The 17716-nt window shown below is 66.0% G+C and carries 13 protein-coding genes; 9 read left to right on the forward strand and 4 right to left on the reverse strand.

Annotation, left to right across the window (positions count from 1 at the left end; all coding sequences use genetic code 11):
* Nucleotides 1–11: 11 nt before the first annotated feature.
* From ISP20_RS19085 to ISP20_RS19100, 4 genes are all read left to right on the forward strand, one after another.
* Nucleotides 12–1280, forward strand: a complete 1269-nt coding sequence (locus tag ISP20_RS19085) for an MFS transporter (RefSeq protein ID WP_204637722.1) — start codon at nucleotides 12–14, stop codon at nucleotides 1278–1280.
* A gap of 103 nt (nucleotides 1281–1383) precedes the next feature.
* Nucleotides 1384–1962: a hypothetical protein gene (locus ISP20_RS19090; protein ID WP_204637723.1), complete on the forward strand. Its 579-nt coding sequence runs from the start codon at nucleotides 1384–1386 to the stop codon at nucleotides 1960–1962.
* 95 nt (nucleotides 1963–2057) lie between these two features.
* The gene (gene ubiM / locus ISP20_RS19095) at nucleotides 2058–3260 is read left to right on the forward strand and encodes a 5-demethoxyubiquinol-8 5-hydroxylase UbiM (RefSeq protein ID WP_204637724.1); all 1203 of its coding nucleotides are present in this window, start codon (nucleotides 2058–2060) and stop codon (nucleotides 3258–3260) included.
* Nucleotides 3261–3335: 75 nt separating this feature from the next.
* On the forward strand, nucleotides 3336–3656 hold the full coding sequence (locus ISP20_RS19100; RefSeq protein WP_204637725.1) for a hypothetical protein: 321 nt from the start codon (nucleotides 3336–3338) through the stop codon (nucleotides 3654–3656).
* Between the two features lie 201 nt (nucleotides 3657–3857).
* On the opposite strand, the gene aceE is transcribed toward ISP20_RS19100, so the two are convergent.
* The 4 genes from aceE to rsgA all read right to left on the reverse strand — a co-directional run bounded on the left by aceE (nucleotide 3858) and on the right by rsgA (nucleotide 12702).
* The gene (gene aceE / locus ISP20_RS19105) at nucleotides 3858–6551 is read right to left on the reverse strand and encodes a pyruvate dehydrogenase (acetyl-transferring), homodimeric type (RefSeq protein ID WP_204637726.1); all 2694 of its coding nucleotides are present in this window, start codon (nucleotides 6549–6551) and stop codon (nucleotides 3858–3860) included.
* A gap of 1123 nt (nucleotides 6552–7674) precedes the next feature.
* Complete coding sequence (locus tag ISP20_RS19110) at nucleotides 7675–9966, reverse strand: NADP-dependent malic enzyme (protein ID WP_204637727.1); 2292 nt, start codon at nucleotides 9964–9966, stop codon at nucleotides 7675–7677.
* A 221-nt stretch (nucleotides 9967–10187) separates the two neighbouring features.
* Nucleotides 10188–11462 (reverse strand): peptidase MATCAP family protein, encoded by a 1275-nt coding sequence (locus ISP20_RS19115; protein WP_204637728.1) that lies wholly within the window; start codon nucleotides 11460–11462, stop codon nucleotides 10188–10190.
* A 184-nt stretch (nucleotides 11463–11646) separates the two neighbouring features.
* Nucleotides 11647–12702: a ribosome small subunit-dependent GTPase A gene (gene rsgA / locus ISP20_RS19120; RefSeq protein ID WP_204637729.1), complete on the reverse strand. Its 1056-nt coding sequence runs from the start codon at nucleotides 12700–12702 to the stop codon at nucleotides 11647–11649.
* A 208-nt stretch (nucleotides 12703–12910) separates the two neighbouring features.
* Here rsgA and ISP20_RS19125 point away from each other — a divergent pair, with 208 nt between their 5' ends.
* The 5 genes from ISP20_RS19125 (at nucleotide 12911) to ISP20_RS19145 (ending at nucleotide 17686) form a co-directional block, all read left to right on the forward strand.
* On the forward strand, nucleotides 12911–14155 hold the full coding sequence (locus ISP20_RS19125; RefSeq protein WP_204637730.1) for an aminotransferase class I/II-fold pyridoxal phosphate-dependent enzyme: 1245 nt from the start codon (nucleotides 12911–12913) through the stop codon (nucleotides 14153–14155).
* Between the two features lie 2 nt (nucleotides 14156–14157).
* The gene (locus ISP20_RS19130; RefSeq protein WP_204637731.1) at nucleotides 14158–14754 is read left to right on the forward strand and encodes an SGNH/GDSL hydrolase family protein; all 597 of its coding nucleotides are present in this window, start codon (nucleotides 14158–14160) and stop codon (nucleotides 14752–14754) included.
* Between the two features lie 252 nt (nucleotides 14755–15006).
* Complete coding sequence (locus tag ISP20_RS19135; protein ID WP_204637732.1) at nucleotides 15007–15864, forward strand: UDP-2,3-diacylglucosamine diphosphatase; 858 nt, start codon at nucleotides 15007–15009, stop codon at nucleotides 15862–15864.
* A gap of 79 nt (nucleotides 15865–15943) precedes the next feature.
* Complete coding sequence (grxD, locus tag ISP20_RS19140; protein WP_204637733.1) at nucleotides 15944–16867, forward strand: Grx4 family monothiol glutaredoxin; 924 nt, start codon at nucleotides 15944–15946, stop codon at nucleotides 16865–16867.
* Between the two features lie 153 nt (nucleotides 16868–17020).
* Complete coding sequence (locus ISP20_RS19145) at nucleotides 17021–17686, forward strand: response regulator (RefSeq protein WP_204637734.1); 666 nt, start codon at nucleotides 17021–17023, stop codon at nucleotides 17684–17686.
* Nucleotides 17687–17716: the final 30 nt, after the last annotated feature.

Consider the following 17716-nt stretch of genomic DNA (forward strand, 5'->3'; position numbering starts at 1 on the left):
AAGGATCCCCCATGCCCCCTTCTCCCGCGCAAGCTTCGACGGAATCGTTGCGCTCGCATCCCGCATTCGTGCAGTTCTGGTTCGCCCGCATCTGTTCGGGCTTTGGTTTTCAGATGTTGTCGGTGGCCGTGGGTTGGCAGATCTATGCCATCACCGGCCGCGCGCTGGATCTGGGCCTGATCGGCCTGGTGCAGTTCTTTCCCTCGGTGATGCTGGCGCTGCCGGCGGGCCATGTCGCCGACCAGTTCGAGCGACGCCGCATCGTGATGCTGGGACAGATCGTGGACATGCTGGCGATCGTCGCGCTCGCCGTGATCAGCCTGATGCATCTGGCGCACGAGGCGACGATCCTCGTGCTGGTGTTCGTCATCGGCGTCGCAAAAGCCTTCGAATTTCCCGCGCTGCAATCGATGCTGCCGGCGCTGGTGCCGTCGAGCGTGCTGTCCCGCGCCATGGCGGCAAGCCAGTCGGCGGGACAGGCCGCGATGATCATGGGGCCCGCGGTAGGCGGCCTGCTCTATGTGGCGGGTGCCGGCGTGGTCTACAGCGTCTGCGCGGTGCTCTATCTGATTGCCGTACTGTTGATGGCGCGCATGCGCTACGAGCAGGCGCAACCCAAACGCGAGCCGGCCACGCTGAAGACGCTGTTTGCCGGCGTGCATTTCATCCGTCGCCGCCCGGATGTGCTGGGCGTGATCTCGCTGGACCTGTTCGCCGTGTTGCTCGGTGGCGCCACGGCGCTGCTGCCGATCTTCGCCAAGGACATCCTGCATACCGGCCCGTGGGGCCTGGGCCTGCTGCGTGCCGCGCCCGCCGTCGGCGCACTGCTGATGTCGCTGTGGCTGGCGCGCCACACGATGGAACGCCGCGTGGGTCCGATCATGTTTGCCTCGGTCGCCGGCTTCGGGGTGGCCACGCTGGTGTTCGCACTCTCCAAGGTGCTGTGGCTTTCGATCATCGCGCTATTTGCACTGGGCGCGTTCGACATGGTGAGCATGGTGATACGCGGCGCACTGGTGCAGCTGGACACGCCCGACGACATGCGTGGCCGCGTGAGTGCGGTCAATGCGATCTTCATCAATACCTCCAACCAGCTCGGCGAGTTCGAGTCGGGCATGCTGGCGGCCTGGCTGGGCGCCGTGAATGCCACCGTGATCGGCGGCATCGGCACGCTGGTGGTGGTGGGATTGTGGATGGCCATGTTCCCCACCCTGCGTCGCCGGCAAAGTTTGCGCGTGGAGCAACCCGTGCCCGAGCCGGTCGGTACGGAGACGATCTGACCCGCGTTTCCCGCTGGAGGGAGCGCGGGTATAGTCGCGACGCCGACGCTCTCGAGCGGCCACTCATCAGGGGAAAGGCATGACGACGACGCCGGTTCGGTCCATGTTCGTGACAGTACTGAGCTGGGCCTTCATCGGGCTCGGCGCGATCGGGGCCTGCTTCTTCGCGCTGTTCTCACTCGTTTCGACCGCGACGCAGCACCTGGCGCTCGCCGGCAACGCTCCCATCCATCATCAGATGTTGAGCATCAGCCAGGCCATGCAAGGATTGCCGCCGCCGTGGCCATGGATCTATGCGCACGAGTCCCAGTTGTTGCTGCTGGGATCGGCCGTGGCGCTGTTGCATCTGGCCTGCGCGCTGGGAATGCTGTGGCGTCGCCGCTGGGCACGCGTGGGTTTCATCGCGCTGATGTTGCTCGACATACTGCTCCAGCTCGCGATGATCCCTTATGCGTACGTCGTGCAACCTGCGCTGACCAGGGCGGTGCAGGCCGATATGCCTGCAGGCCTGCCGCCGGCATTCGCCGCATGGATGGAGCGCGTGATGGCGTTCCAGCACATCGAGGCGATGGTGCGGCCGGTGCTGCTGATCGGGCTGTTCGCATGGATCGCATGGCGACTGCACCGTGCGTCCGTCCGGCAGGAGTTCGCCGGACAGCGTTCCGCCGGAAACGGTGCCTGACCTGCGGCTGGCGAGCGCGGCCGACTGATCCACGTCAAGGGAAGGCGATGACTGCCCGATAGCATGGGCAACCTTCTTCGCACGCATGCCATGCCATGAACGTCGATATCGCCGTCGTCGGTGCCGGACCCGCCGGGCTTTGCCTTGCGCGCTCTCTCGCGCGCACAGGGCTGAGTGTCCTGGTGATCGAACAGCAATCACTGGATGCGCTGCGCGAACCACCGTTCGATGGACGCGAGATCGCGCTCACGATGCGGTCTGTGCGCATTCTGCAAGAGCTGGGTCTCTGGCAGCGCCTTGAGCCCGCGAGTATCTCGCCACTTCGAAGCGCACGCGTACTGAACGGACGGTCGCCGCACGGATTGCACGTCACGCCGTCGTCCGCAGCGGATTCGCAGCTGGGTTTTCTTGTGCCCAACCACTGCATTCGTCGCGCCGCCTACGCGAGCATCGAGCACGAACCGAACATCTCCCTGGCATGCGGCGTCTCCGTCGAAAGCATCGCATCGAACGATGCGGCAGCGCGATTGCGCCTGTCCGATGGCGCCGAGGTCGGCGCCCGCCTCGTCGTCGCTGCCGACAGCCGCTATTCGCGCCTTCGCCGCGACGCGGGCATTGCGGCCGACATGCATGATTTCGGCAAGACCATGCTGGTCTGTCGCATGGCCCTGGAGCGGCCGCATCACGAGGAGGCGCTGGAATGGTTCGGCCACGCGCAGACGCTGGCCGCGCTGCCTTTGAATGGCGGCGAAGTATCCGTCGTGCTGACCTTGACGCCGCGCGAGATGCAACGCGTGATGGAGATGAGCGAGGCGGATTTCGAGATGGAAATGCGTCGTCGCTTCGACGGCCGCTTCGGCGCTATGCGGCTCACTTCCACGCGTCATGCGTATCCGCTGGTGGGCGTGTACGCACGCCGGTTCGTGGCCCACCGCCTGGCGTTGATCGGCGACGCCGCGGTGGGAATGCATCCCGTCACCGCGCACGGCTTCAATCTGGGCTTGCAGGGTGTGCAGACATTGGGTTCGTTGCTGGCAAGCGCCGCCGCCGGCGGCCACGACATCGCCTCGCCGGAGCTGCTGCGCCGCTACCAGCGCATGCATCGCCGCGCCACGTGGCCGCTCTACGCCGCCACCATGGCGGTGGTCACCCTGTATACCGATGATCGCCGCATTCCGCGGCTCGCCCGGTCCGCCCTGCTCCGCGCAAGCCAGACCTTGCCGCCCGTGCGGCAAGGCATCGCGCACCTGCTTGCGTCGCGCCGCAGTCCCTTCGCCATGGGCCGACATCGCAGCTGAACAAGCGCCGCCATTATTTACGCACCGCTCACACCGGCGCTGGCAACGTGAACAAACTTATTGCAGGAGGACGCCATGAGCCGTCACCACGACCTCGAAAACACTGTCAACGGCGTCCGTGAACGCGTGCGCCACTACGCCGGCGAAGCCGCCGGGCGGGCCGACGAACTGGTGGAGCGCGGCCGCGAGGCCAGCCGCCGCTTCGGCCGCAACCGCAGCACCTACGCGCGCCGCTTCGGTCACGCTGCGGAAGATTTCGCCGACGAAGCCAATTACCAGTATCGCCGTCTGCGGCGCCATGTGACGCGCCATCCGGTCGCGACCACGGCGATCATCGCCGGCACGGTGGGCGCCTTCTTCCTGCTGCGACATCTGTTCCGCGGCGACGACGAATAAGCGTTGTGGTCCGATCGCAAAAACCCGCCGAAAGGCGGGTTTTCATTTGGACGGCCATCTTCGACTGTAGGAGCGCACCCTGTGCGCGACCGCTACGGTAGCGCGGCCGTGCCGCACGCCGGTCGCGCACAGGGTGCGTTCCTACAGAGAAAAAAACGCCGCGATTGATCGCGGCGTTTTTCGTCAAGGCCAAGCTCTATCTCAGACCGTTTCAGGATTCGGCTTGTCCGGATCCAGCTTGTAGGTCTTGATGGCGCGGGCCACGTCCTTCGCGTTGACCTTGCCGTCCTTCGCCAACGCGGCCAGGGCGGCGTGGGCGATCCAGTAGCGGTCGACTTCGAAGAAACCACGCAGGTTGGCGCGCGTGTCCGAACGACCGTAGCCGTCCGTACCCAGCACCGTGTAGCGCATGCCATCGGGCATGAAGGCACGGATCTGGTCGGAGTACTCGCGCACGTAGTCGGTGGCGGCGATGGCCGGACCCTGGCGGCCCTGCAGCAGGCCCGTCACGTACGGCACGCGCTGCTCGGCTTCCGGATGCAGGCGGTTCCAGCGCTCGGCGTCGAAACCGTCGCGACGCAGTTCGCTGTAGCTCGGGCAGGACCAGATGTCGGCGGTGACGCCGAAATCCTTCTCCAGCAGTTCCGCCGCCGCGATGACTTCGCGCAGGATCGTGCCTGATCCCAGCAGCTGCACGCGCGTCTCGCCCTTCTTCGGCTTGCCGGCGTCCTTGAACAGGTACATGCCCTTGATGATGCCTTCCTCGGCGCCCGCGGGCATGTCCGGGTGGCTGTAGTTCTCGTTCATCACGGTCAGGTAGTAGTACACGTCCTGCTGTTCCTGCAGCATGCGGCGCGTGCCGTCCTGCAGGATCACTGCGACTTCGTAGGAGAACGTCGGGTCGTACGACTTCACGCTCGGGATCGCACCGGACAGCAGGTGCGAATGGCCGTCTTCGTGCTGCAGGCCTTCACCGTTGATGGTGGTACGGCCGGCGGTGCCGCCGATCAGGAAGCCGCGCGCGCGCATGTCGCCAGCCGCCCAGGCCAGGTCGCCGATGCGCTGGAAGCCGAACATCGAGTAGTACACGAAGAACGGCAGCATCGGCTGGTTGCTGATGCTGTAGCTGGTCGCCGCTGCCATCCATGCCGCCATGCCGCCGGCCTCGGAAATGCCTTCCTGCAGCACCTGGCCCTTCTGGTCTTCGCGGTAGTACAGCAGCTGGTCGGCATCCTGCGGACGGTACTTCTGGCCGAACGGCGCGTAGATGCCGATCTGGCGGAACATGCCTTCCATGCCGAAGGTGCGCGCTTCGTCGGCGACGATCGGCACGATGCGCTCACCGATCTGCTTGTCGCGCAGCATCAGGTTCATGCCGCGCACCAGCGCCATGGTGGTGGAGATTTCGCGCTCGCCGCTGCCCTTGGTGATCTGCTCGAACGCCGACAGTTCCGGCGCCTTGAGCTTCACGTCGGAGGTGCGACGACGCTGCGGCAGCGAACCGCCGAGCTGGCGACGACGCTCCAGCATGTACTGCACTTCCGGCGAATCCTTGCCCGGATGGAAGTACGGCACGTCGGCCAGCTTGTCGTCCGCCACCGGGATGTTGAAACGGTCGCGGAAGTGGCGCACGGCCTCGGCGTCCAGCTTCTTCTGCTGGTGCGTCGGGTTCTGCGATTCGCCGGCCGCGCCCATGCCGTAACCCTTCACCGTCTTGGCGAGGATCACGGTCGGCATGCCCTTGGTCTTCACGGCCTGGTCGTAGGCTGCGTAGACCTTGTGCGGATCATGGCCGCCGCGGTTGAGGCGCCAGATGTCGTCGTCCGACAGGTTGGCCACCATCTCGCGCGTTTCGGGGTACTTGTTGAAGAAGTGCTCGCGCGTGTACGCGCCACCGAAGGCCTTGCACGCCTGGTATTCGCCGTCGACGGTTTCCATCATCAGCTTGCGCAGCACGCCCTTGGTGTCGCGCGCGAGGAGCGGATCCCAATAGGAACCCCACACCACCTTGATGGCATTCCAGCCGGCGCCACGGAACACGCCTTCCAGTTCCTGGATGATCTTGCCGTTGCCGCGCACCGGACCGTCCAGGCGCTGCAGGTTGCAGTTGATCACGAACACCAGGTTGTCCAGGCCTTCGCGGCCGGCCAGCGAGATGGCGCCGAGCGATTCGGGCTCGTCGGTTTCGCCGTCGCCCAGGAAGCACCAGATCTTGCGATCGGTCTTGGGCATCAGGCCGCGGTGTTCCAGGTACTTCCAGAACTGCGCCTGGTAGATCGCCTGGATCGGACCCAGACCCATCGACACCGTCGGCACCTGCCAGTAGTCCGGCATCAGCCACGGATGCGGGTACGAAGACAGGCCGTGACCCTTGCCGGCCACTTCCATGCGGAACAGGTCGAGCTGTTCCTCGGAAATGCGGCCTTCCAGGAACGAACGCGCATACACGCCCGGGCTGGAGTGGCCCTGGTGGAACACCAGGTCGCCCGGATGATCGGCGCTCGGTGCGCGCCAGAAATGGTTGAAGCCCACGTCGTACAGCGTGGCCGACGAGGCGAAGCTGGCGATGTGACCGCCCAGTTCGCCCGGCTTGCGGTTGGCACGCACCACCATCGCCATCGCGTTCCAGCGGATCAGCGTACGGATGCGCCACTCCATCGCGGCGTCGCCCGGCATCTTGGCTTCATTGGCCGGCGAGATGGTGTTGACGTACTCGGTGGTCGGGTTGAACGGCAGGTAGCCGCCCGCCCGACGCGTCGAATCGACCATCTTCTCCAGTAGGTAATGCGCACGCTCGGTGCCGTCGTGATTGATGACCGCGTTGAGCGATTCGACCCATTCCTGGGTTTCGGTGGGGTCGAGGTCTTGCTGGAGGATGTCGTCGAGCTGATCCATGGGGAGCTTCTCTCCGCGGCGCCGGGGAGGTGGCGCGGCTGTAGGTGGACGTCTCCGCGGGGGAGACGGGGAACCTTCCGAGTTTAGCTCCGACGGGGTTTTTCGCCAATTGGATCGAGACAATACGGGGGCGAATGGGGGTGCAGGCGGGGTTCGACTTTAGTCGGGCCGGGACGGCAGGGTTTTGCTTTTGCTCGTCATTTCGGCGGGGGCCGGAATCCAGGGCCTCGGTGTTTAGTTGTCGCGTTTCCGCGACCGGGCCGCTTACGCAGCGGGCGTTTCGACTGCCTGCCGGCAGCCGAGTCACTTTTCTTTGCTGGCCCAAAGAAAAGTAACCCAAAGAAATGGCCCTTAAAGCTGGCAGCATCGTGTTGAATCCAAGCGCGAACGCTCGCGGCACGTCCCACCGGATCTCCATGGGAGGCCACCCCAGGGGTACCTCAATGCGCTACGCAACGCGCCCAACTCGCTGAGGACTTAAAGCGGAGCCTCGCTTCGCATCGCCCTTTGCGATGCACGCCACTTCTCCCTCTCCCCTCCGGGGAGAGGGCCGGGGTGAGGGGCGGGTGATCGCGAAAACGCAACTAAGACGAGCTTAGCCCTTGGCCCTTGGGGGACCCCGTATGACGCGGCGGGTGGGTGGAGGAAAGCCCGCAGGGTGGCCCGCAGGGATGCGGGCCAGTTTTTCGCCAGGGCAGGATGCCCTGTCGAAAAACCCCGCAACCCACCCGCGCACCTGGAGGGCCGCTAGGCCCGGAAGGCGCGTCATCCGGGGGGCCCTTCTCTTTGGTTACTTTCTCTTGGGCAAGCAAGAGAAAGTGACCCGGGCCGCGGCAGCGGCACGGAAGCCCGCGGCAGGCGAGCCCGGTCGCGGTAGCGCAACAACCGAAGACTGACGAAACTGGATGACCAGCCTTCGGCTGTTGAAAAGCGCCTCCGGCCTGCGCCGGGATGACGAGCAAAACAGGACAGTGACGTGTCCACACAATGAGGCTAGGTTGGCCCCTCACCCCCAACCCTCTCCCCGGAGGGAAGAGGGAGAAAGAGCTGCGTCTCGTTGCAACTCAAAAAGAAAACGGAGCCCAAGGCTCCGTTCCCAAACACTTAACTACAAACCCAAACCTCAGCTGCGCCGCTCACCCTGCGCCTGACGAATCTGCGCATCCACCGCCGCAATCGCCGTCATGTTCACCACGCGACGCGGCGTCGCCGCCGGCGTGAGGATGTGCGCGGGCTTGTTGATGCCCATCAGGATCGGACCGATCGCCACGCCATCCGTCATCACGCGCACCATGTTGTAGGTGATGTTGGCCGCGTCGAGGTTCGGCATCACGAACAGGTTCGCGCGGCCGCTCAGCGTGGTGTTCGGGAACATGCGCAGGCGCAGTGCCTCGTCCCATGCCGTATCCGCCTGCATCTCGCCGTCCATGTCGAGCTTGGGATTACGCTGGACCAGGATCTCGCGCACCTTGCGCATCTTTGCCGCGCTGGCGTTCTCATGGCTGCCGAAGTTGGAATGCGACAGCAACGCGATCTTCGGCTCGATGCCGAACAGCTTCAGGCGATAGCTGGCCTGCAGCGTCGCTTCGGCAATCTGCTCGGCGGTGGGATCGCACTGCACGTGCGTATCGAGGAAGAACCACGCGCCCTGGTCGTTGATCACGCCGGTCATCGCCGAGGTGCACGACACGCCCGGATCGAGGCCGAACACGCTGCGCATATAGCCCAGCTTCTTGTGGAAACGACCGACCAGGCCGCAGATCATCGCATCGGCTTCGCCGCGCTCGACCATGATCGAGGCGATCAGCGTGGGACGCGAACGCAGCAGGTTCTTCGCTGCCGCCGGCGACACGCCACGGCGCTCGGTCAACGCGTGGTACTGCTGCCAGTACTCGTTGAAGCGCGGATCGTCATCGATATTGGTGAGTTCGAAGTCCACGCCCTCACGCATGCGCAGGCCAAGGCGCTCGATGCGCGTCTCGATCACGCTGGGGCGGCCGATCAGGATCGGGAACGCGAGGCGCTCATCGATCACCGTCTGCACCGCGCGCAATACGGTCTCTTCCTCGCCCTCGGCGTACACCACGCGCTTGCGGTCGGCACGCGCGCGCTCGTACACCGGCTTCATCAGCAGGCCGGTGCGATAGATGAACTGGCCGAGCTTTTCCTTGTACGCGTCCATGTCCGCGATGGGACGCGTGGCCACGCCCGAATCCATCGCCGCCTGCGCCACGGCCGGCGCCAGCATCACCAGCAGGCGGGGATCGAACGGACGCGGAATCAGATAGTCGGGGCCAAAGGTCGGCACGTCGCCACCGTAGGCGCTGGCCAGATCGCCGGCTTCCATGCGGGCCAGCTCGGCGATGGCGCGCACGCAGGCGGTCTTCATCGATTCGTTGATGACGGTGGCGCCCACGTCGAGCGCGCCGCGGAAGATGTACGGGAAGCACAGCGCGTTGTTGACCTGGTTCGGATAGTCCGAACGGCCGGTCGCGATGATGCAGTCCGGGCGCTCCATCTTGGCGTCTTCCGGCGAAATCTCCGGATTGGGATTGGCCAGCGCCAGGATGATCGGCCGCGCATTCATGGTGGCGACCATTTCCGGACGCAGGATGCCGCCGGCCGAGAGGCCGAGGAACACGTCGGTGCCGGCGACGATATCCGCCAGCGTGCGCTTCTCGGTGTCGCGCGCGTAGCGCTGCTTGTCCGGGTCCATGTTGTCGCGGCCGGTGTAGAGCACGCCGTCGCGATCGAACGCCAGGATGTTCTCAGGCTTCAGGCCCAGCGCGACCAGCATGTCCAGGCAGGCGATGCCCGCCGCGCCCACGCCGGTGGTGGCGAGCTTGACGTCCTCGATCTTCTTGCCGACCACTTCCAGCGCATTGACGATGGCCGCGCCGACAATGATGGCGGTGCCGTGCTGGTCGTCGTGGAACACCGGAATCTTCATGCGCTCGCGCAGCTTGCGCTCGACGATGAAGCACTCCGGCGCCTTGATGTCTTCGAGGTTGATGCCGCCGAAGGTGGGCTCGAGCGAGGCGATGATGTCGACCAGCTTGTCCGGGTCGCGCTCGTTGATCTCGATGTCGAACACATCGATGCCGGCGAACTTCTGGAACAGCACGCCCTTGCCTTCCATCACCGGCTTGCCGGCGAGCGGGCCGATGTCGCCCAGGCCCAGCACCGCGGTGCCGTTGGTAATCACCGCGACGAGGTTGCCGCGCGCGGTCATTTCGCTGGCGGCGTTCGGATCCTCGACGATGGCCTCGCAGGCATAAGCGACGCCGGGCGAGTAAGCGAGCGCGAGATCGCGCTGCGTCACCATCGGCTTGGTCGCGCTCACCTTGATCTTGCCGGGGCGCGGAAGGCGGTGGTACTCGAGAGCGGCGAGGCGCAATTCTTCGGGAAGGGCCATGGGAATGAGATCGAATGTGATGGGGAGGCGGGGCCGCGAGGCGGCATCACCGAATGGTATCACCGCCGGCCACCCTTCCCCGACGATGCGCTGCAGCATGGTGACGCGATGGTTCACACAACTGGTATGCAACGGCATGGTGCTTTTTGTGGGAACGCACTTGAGCGCGACGGAGGAACACCGAGCGCTTGTCGCGCACAAGTGCGCTTCCACAGAGAGCTTTAAAGACTCAGCGAAAGCGCTTCCGCCTGCACCTTGCCCATATGTATGCGATTGACGAACAACGAGAATGCGAGTTTCCCCGCCAGCCCGTGCGCGTGCTGCATCCACGGCGGCAGCCAGCGCGGCGGGGCGATCGCGCCGGAGGCGAAATACGGTTGCAGGCTGATGACATCGTGCAAGGCCAGCTTGCCGGCGAAAAGATTCCGCAGCATATCCATGCGCCGCTGCTTCAGCGCCCAGCGAAAGAACGTGTGCACGGTGAGCAGGCCTGACAGGTAGACATTGTCCTTCGCAAACGCCGCACCGCCGGTCAGCGGCACGCCGCGGAACACGCGCTGCGCCGAGTGGAAGCTGTCGGCAGGGCTCTGTCCGCACTCGCTGAAGAAACGGTAGACCTCGACGAAATCCGCGCCGCTCAAGGCCATGTCGATGGCCAGGATGCGCAAGCTGATGCGCTTCAATCGCGAGATATCGATGGCGCCGGACATCAGCTCGGCGAAGACCGCCAGGCCTTCCTGCGTCGCCGTGACGCGCGGCGAGGTGCGGCCCAGCGAGGCGAGCAGCGGCTGTGCGCGGCCATTCAAGGCGGTAAGCGAATGCACCAACGCTTCGTGCGCGAGCAGCTGGTGGCGGTCGTAATCGGTGAAGCGCGTGCCGCCGCGCAGGCGGATGCGGGTGGCGCCGGCCGCCGCCTTGGCGGTGAGTTCCGGGTCCACCTCCACGGAAATCAGCGGCTCGCCGAAGAACTCGTCCAGCGTTCTGCTCAGGTCCGCGCGCAGGTCGTCGGCGGAGATGGCCACGAGCACGTCGTCGGCGATCAGGTCCGAACCCAGCTCGTCAGAGAGTTCCACGAAATAGCGCGCGGCGTCGAGGTTGCTGCGCTCGCTGCCGGGAATCTTATCGCCGGGGCGACCGTACAACACGATCGAGGGCGCGGTGACCTGATCGGTGCCTACCGCTTCGAGCATTTCGGCGGCGATGCGCCACGACTCGGCGGTGCGGCACAGGTACTCGCCCAGCGGATCGTCATAGCCAGCCTCGCGCTCGATGGCGGCCAGCTCCGCACGCTCGGCGGATAGATCCGGCACGGTGTACTGCACGTCGGGCAGCGAGAACTGTCCCTTCGCATAGGCCGCGATCATGCGGTCTTCCAGCGAGGCGGGCCATGCCACGGTGGGCAGGATACGGATGCCGCGCACGGCCATCAGCAGGCGTTTGTCCAGATCGGCGTAGCGCTGGAGCTCAGGCGAGAAAGCGACGCCCGGGGTATTCATGCGGGCCTCCTTCGATCCACCGAAGGGACACCGGGCTTGAACGCCGGAAGCCCGAAGCCGAAGGCGGGAAACTCCCGCTCAAAGAACAACGTCGAACGCGACGACAGCCGCTGCATGCCCGCTTCCCTAACCAAGACGGCCCGATAGTAGTGCACCCGCCGCGCCACGACAGCGCAGCGCTCGACTAATCCCGATCACGCGAATGCCGATTCGTGTGGGGCTTGGTCGCCGGACGCCCGCCGCGCTGGCGGCGCAGCTTGGCTTCCAGGGTGGTGGCCTGTTCTTCGCGCTCGTCGCGCAATTTCAGGTAGTTGCGCCAGCGCTCGGCGGACAGGTCGCCGCTGTCCAGCGCCGCCTGCACCGCGCAGCCAGGCTCGCTGCCGTGGCCGCAGTCGGCGAAGCGGCACTGTTCGGCCAGCGCATCGATGTCGGCGAACAGGTCGAGGTTTTCTTCGCCGGTAAGCTTGAGTTCGCGCATGCCGGGCGTGTCGATCAGGCAGCCGCCGCTGGGCAACTGCAACAGCGCGCGATACGTCGTGGTGTGCCGACCGCGACTGTCGTGGCCGCGCACGGCGCTGGTGGCCATGCGCTCGCTGCCCAGCAACGTATTGGTGAGCGTGGACTTCCCTGCGCCGGACGAACCCACCAGCACGGCGCTGTCCCCCGGCTGCAGATACGGCAGCAGCAAGTCGATGCTGGCCGGATCCTTGCCGTTGATGGCATGGATCGGCGTGCCATTGGGCAGGCGCTCGCGCAGCGCGGCCAGCAACTGGGGCGCGTCCTCGCGCGTGTCGAGCTTGCTCAGCAGCACCACCGGTTGTGCGCCGGAGCCTTCGGTCAGCGACAGGTAACGCTCGATGCGCGCCGGATTGAAGTCGCCGTCCAGGCCGGTCAGCACCAGCACGTAATCGATATTGGTGGCGATGATCTGGCGCTCGTAGCGTTCGCCGGCCGCTGCGCGCGACAGCACGGTGCGTCTTGGCTGCACCTGCACGATATGCGGTGGCTTGCCCGACTCGATTTCAACGAAATCGCCCACCGACGGACGGTCGGCCGGATCCAGGCTGCGCTTGAGGAAATGACCCGCCGGCTGGGCGCCGAACAGGTGCTCGCCATCGTGCAGTTCGTAGCCGGCGCGATGCTGCGCCACTACGCGGGCCAACTGCCTGCCTTCGGCGGGCAGGGTCTCCCCACGCCAGCCGATACGGCGCAGTCGCTCGATGATTTCGGGGTGCGTCATGGGTGGCCATTATGCCCTGCCCGGCGGCAAGGGATGCTCTGATCCATCGGGCCATGCTGCCCACGCGGCATGGACCAGAGCATCGTTGCCTGGAAAAAGCCCGAAATACCTTGATTTTCGGCTCCCCAAGCGCGCCGGGACGCTGCTAGCATGCAGTTGGCGGGCAGGTTCTTGCGCCGCAACAACACCAAGACGAAGGACGCTTGCGTTGGCCTCGATCAAACCCAGTGCGCACCTGGCGGACGTGCGCTATGAAATCCGTGGCGCGCTCACCCGGCGATCCCGTGAGCTGGAGGCGGCTGGCCTGCCGATCATCAAGCTCAACATCGGCAATCCCGGCCGCTACGGCTTCGAAACGCCGGCCCATTTGCGCGAAGCAATCGCACGTCACCTACACGACAGCGAGGCCTACGGCCACGAACAGGGACTGGAAGAAGCCCGCGACGCCATCGCCGCCCAGCAGCGCCATCGCGGCGCGCACGGCGTGGAAGTGGAGCGCATCTTCATCGGCAACGGCGTGAGCGAACTGATCGACCTGAGCCTGCGCGCCCTGCTGCAACCCGGCGACGAAGTACTGCTGCCCAGCCCCGACTACCCGCTGTGGAGTGCCGCCACCATCCTCAACGACGGCAAGCCGCGCTATTACCGCTGCCTGGCGGAAAACGGCCACCTGCCCGATCCCGAGGAAATCGAATCGCTGATCACGCCGCGCACCCGCGCGCTGGTGCTGATCAATCCGAACAATCCGACCGGCGCCGTGTATCCGCGCGAACTGCTGGCACGCATGGTCGAGATCGCCGCCAAGCATCGTCTGTTGCTGCTCAGCGACGAGATCTACGACGAGATCCTCTACGACGACGCCCCCTTCCAGCCGCTCGCCGCGGTGGCGGGCGAGGTGCCATGCGTGAGTTTCGGCGGCCTGAGCAAGGTGCATCGCGCCTGCGGCTACCGCGTGGGCTGGATGAGCCTGTCGGGCGATCCCGCGCGCACCGCCGACTATCGCGATGCCCTGCAACTGCTGGCCGCGCTGCGCCTGTGCGCCAACGTCACCGCGCAATGGGCCGTGCGTCCCGCGCTGGAATCCGCACCGACCATCAGCACGCTCACCGCACCGGGCGGCCGCCTGCATGAAGCGCGCCGCGCCGTGCTCGAAGGTGTGGCGGCCAGCCAGTTCCTCGATCTGGTGTCACCGGCCGGTGCGCTGTATGCCTTCCCGCGCGTTCGCGCCGATCGCCTCGCCGACTTCGACGACAACGCCTTCGCACTGCGCCTGCTGGAAGAAGAATCCGTGCTGGTGGTGCCGGGCAGCAGCTTCAACGTGCCGCACAGCCGTCACCTGCGCCTGACCCTGCTGCCGCCGCCGGAGCAGTTGCGCGAGGTGTTCGAACGCATCGAGCGCGTGCTGACCGGCATGGCCGCCTCGCAGAAGCCGCGCACGGCTGCCGTTGCCTAGGGATGCGTTATCTCGCATTGGGTGACTCCTATTCCATCGGCGAAGGCGTGCCCGACGCGGGGCGCTGGCCGGTGCAGCTGGCGGTGCGGCTGCGCCGTGAGGGTGTGGCGCTGGACGATCCCACCATCATCGCCACCACCGGCTGGACCACCGACGAACTGTCGGCCGCGATGGACGCGTTCGCGTTCGAGCCGCCTTACGACCTGGTGAGTTTGCTGATCGGTGTGAACAACCAGTACCGCGGGCGCAGCGCGGACGACTACCGCAGCGAGTTCCGCGGGCTGCTCGAACGCGCCGTGGCGCTGGCGGGCGGGCGCAGCGAGCGCGTGCTGGTGCTGTCGATTCCCGACTGGGGCGTCACCCCGTTCGCGCATGGCAGCGGTCGCGACGTGCTGCAGATTGCCGGTGAATTGGACGTCTATAACGCCATCGCGCAAGAGGAAGCCGGGCGGCGAGGCGCGCAATTCGTGGACATTACCGGCATCTCGCGCTTGCATCCGGCCCTGCTTGCCGATGACGGGCTGCATCCGTCAGCCGCGCAATATGCGCTGTGGACGGAGGCGGCAGTGCCGGCGGCCGTGGCGATGCTTTCCGCCTGACCCAGCAGCAGCCACTGTAGGAGCGCACCCTGTGCGCGACCGCGGAGCTGAGGGTCGCCTCGGTATTTGTCCGGGCGATCCAGGCCCGGCGAACACCGACCAGAACCGCGTCACCGGTCGCGCACAGGGTGCGCTCCCGCCGTTTTATGTTTTGCTTCGCCTGGGCGGAAACCGCTCTGCAATCTCCCCGCCATCGTGCGGTGACGTAAACGCTGCAAGCTGGCGTCCCGGTAACCACCGGGAGAGACTGCCATGGCGACCTTCCACTGCCGCAGTGCCTTCATCTCCGACGTGCATCTGGGCACGCCTGACTGCAAGGCAGGCTATCTGCTCGATTTCCTGCGCAAATTGCGTTGCGAGAAGCTGTACCTGGTCGGCGACATCATCGACATGGAAGCACTGGCGCGCCGAACCTGGTGGCACCCCGACCATGGCGCGGTGATCGCCGAAGTGCTCGATCTGGCGCGACGCGGCGTCGAGGTCGTCTATATCCCCGGCAACCACGACGCGCCCGTGCGCGGCCTGGCCGGGCAAAGTTTTGGCGGCGTGAAGATCGAGCTGGACGCGGTGCATGAAGGCGCCGATGGCCGCCGATATCACGTGAGCCACGGCGACGAATTCGATCCGGAGCAGGTCGGGCGCACATGGATGGTGCACCTGGGGGAAGTGATGCATCGCTTCATCTGCTGGACCAACCGCCGGGTCCACGCGATGCGTCGCCGCCTGGAGTTGCCGTACCTGCCGCTGTCCATCATCGTCAAATCGCATATCGGCAAGGCGCTGGCCTATATCCGCGCCTACGAAGAGCGCGTGGCCAGCGACGCCCGCGAGCGCGGTTTCGACGGGCATATCTGCGGTCACATCCATTTCGGCCATGTGCGCGAGATGGACGGCGTGCTGTATCTCAACGACGGCGACTGGGTGGAGCACTGCACGGTGCTGGTAGAAGACCACACCGGCGCGATGGAGCTGATCCACTGGAGCGAGCAGGCCGCCCCGCTGGGCCGGGCCAGCCGCGAACTGGTGCTGCCCTCGCCCGCCGCCGCGCTGGCGCTGGCGCCGCTGACGCGGGCGAAGCTGGATCTGGCGGAATTGCGACCGGCGGCGTGAAGCCCCCTTGCATCCCCGAAATCCGCCGGCATATCCACAGGCGCTACAATTCGCCCTCTTTGCCGGAGCTCCCGCCCCCATGTCCCTCGACAGCGCCACCCGCGAACGTATCGAATCCCTGCTCCAGAACCACCGCGTGGTGTTGTTCATGAAGGGCACCCGCCAGCAGCCGATGTGCGGCTTCTCGTCCGCGGCCACCAACACGCTCAATGAGCTGCTGCCGGACTACCACACGGTGAACGTGCTGGAAGACCCGGAAATCCGCGAGGGCATCAAGGCCTACGGCGACTGGCCGACGATCCCCCAGCTGTACGTGGGCGGCGAACTGGTCGGCGGCGCCGACATCATTCGCCAGATGTATGCCTCGGGCGAGCTGCACCAGCTGTTCGGTGCCTCCGCTCCGGATCGCACCCCGCCTGAGATCACGATTACCGACAAGGCCGCCGAGGCCATCCGCCAGGGCACCGCCAATGCCCAGGGTCTGGCCCTGCATCTGGAAATCGGCCCGGACCACAGCGCCGGTTTCCAGCTGGCGCCGGGCAGCGACCACGACATCGTGGTCAGCGCCAATGGCATCGAAGTGCATTTCGACCCGGGTAGCGCCCAGCGCGCCAAGGGCATCGTGATCGACTGGGTCTCCACCGTGCAGGGCGAAGGCCTGAGCCTGAAGTTCCCGGGCGCGACGGAGATCGGCACGCTCACCGTGCAGCAGCTGAAGGAACGCCTGGCCGCCGGCGACATCACCCTGGTGGACGTGCGTCCGGCCCATGGCCGCGCCGCCGCTGCGCCGCTGCCGCAGGCCCGCGTGCTGGACGAGGAAGGCTACGACGCGCTGGCCAACCTGCCCAAGGACACGGCCATTGCCTTCATCTGCCACCACGGCGTGTCCAGCCGCGGCGTGGCCGAGCGCTTTGCCGCGCACGGCTTCACCAAGATCTACAACGTCGAAGGCGGCATGGATGCGTGGGCCCGGGAGATCGATCCCACGGTGCCTCTTTACTGAGAGCCCGGCCCCGTTGCACGACGGACCCAAGGCGCCTGCCATCCGCAGGCGCCTTTTTTTGTGGGTGAGCCTTCCGCCGGCAGGGGCGCCAGACGACGGCGAGATGAAAGGCGTGCCTGTTAACATGTGACGACCATCTCACTGTCGTGCCCTATGCGCATCCTGCTCGTCGAAGATGATTCCCTCGTATCCGATGCCATTTCCCGTGGCCTGGTCGGCTCGGGTTATGTCGTGGATGCGGTAGGCGATGCCGAATCCGTGGCCTCCCGCCTGGCCGACACCCACTACGACCTGGCCATCGTCGACCTGGGCCTGCCCGGCGAAGACGGCCTCTCGCTGGTGCGCCGACTGCGCCGGGACGGCAGCTCGCTGCCGCTGCTGATCGTGACGGCCCGCGACGGCCTGGACGACCGCATCAATGCGCTGGACCTGGGCGCCGACGACTACCTGGTCAAGCCGTTCGCGCTGCCGGAACTGGCCGCCCGCTGCCGCGCGCTGATCCGTCGCGCCACGGCGGCCGCCGCCAACGAGATCGTGATCGGCGGCCTGCGCATCGACCTGGCCGGCCGGCGCGCGCTCAACGAAAAGGGCGAAGTGCTCGAGCTGACCCGCCGCGAGTGGTCGATCCTGGAATGCCTGGCGCACCACAGCGGTCGCGTGGTGAGCAAGGAACGCCTGACCCAGGCCATCACCGGCTGGAGCGAGGACATCTCCGGCAACGCCATCGAAGTGCACGTCTCGCGCCTGCGCAGCAAGCTGGGCAGTTCGGCCACGGTGCGCGGCATCCGGGGCCTGGGCTATCGCCTCGAAGACGCCTGAGCGGCCGAATACTCCGATCCATTCCATGCC

Origin of the sequence: Dyella kyungheensis, assembly GCF_016905005.1 — a bacterium.
Classification (GTDB): domain Bacteria; phylum Pseudomonadota; class Gammaproteobacteria; order Xanthomonadales; family Rhodanobacteraceae; genus Dyella; species Dyella kyungheensis.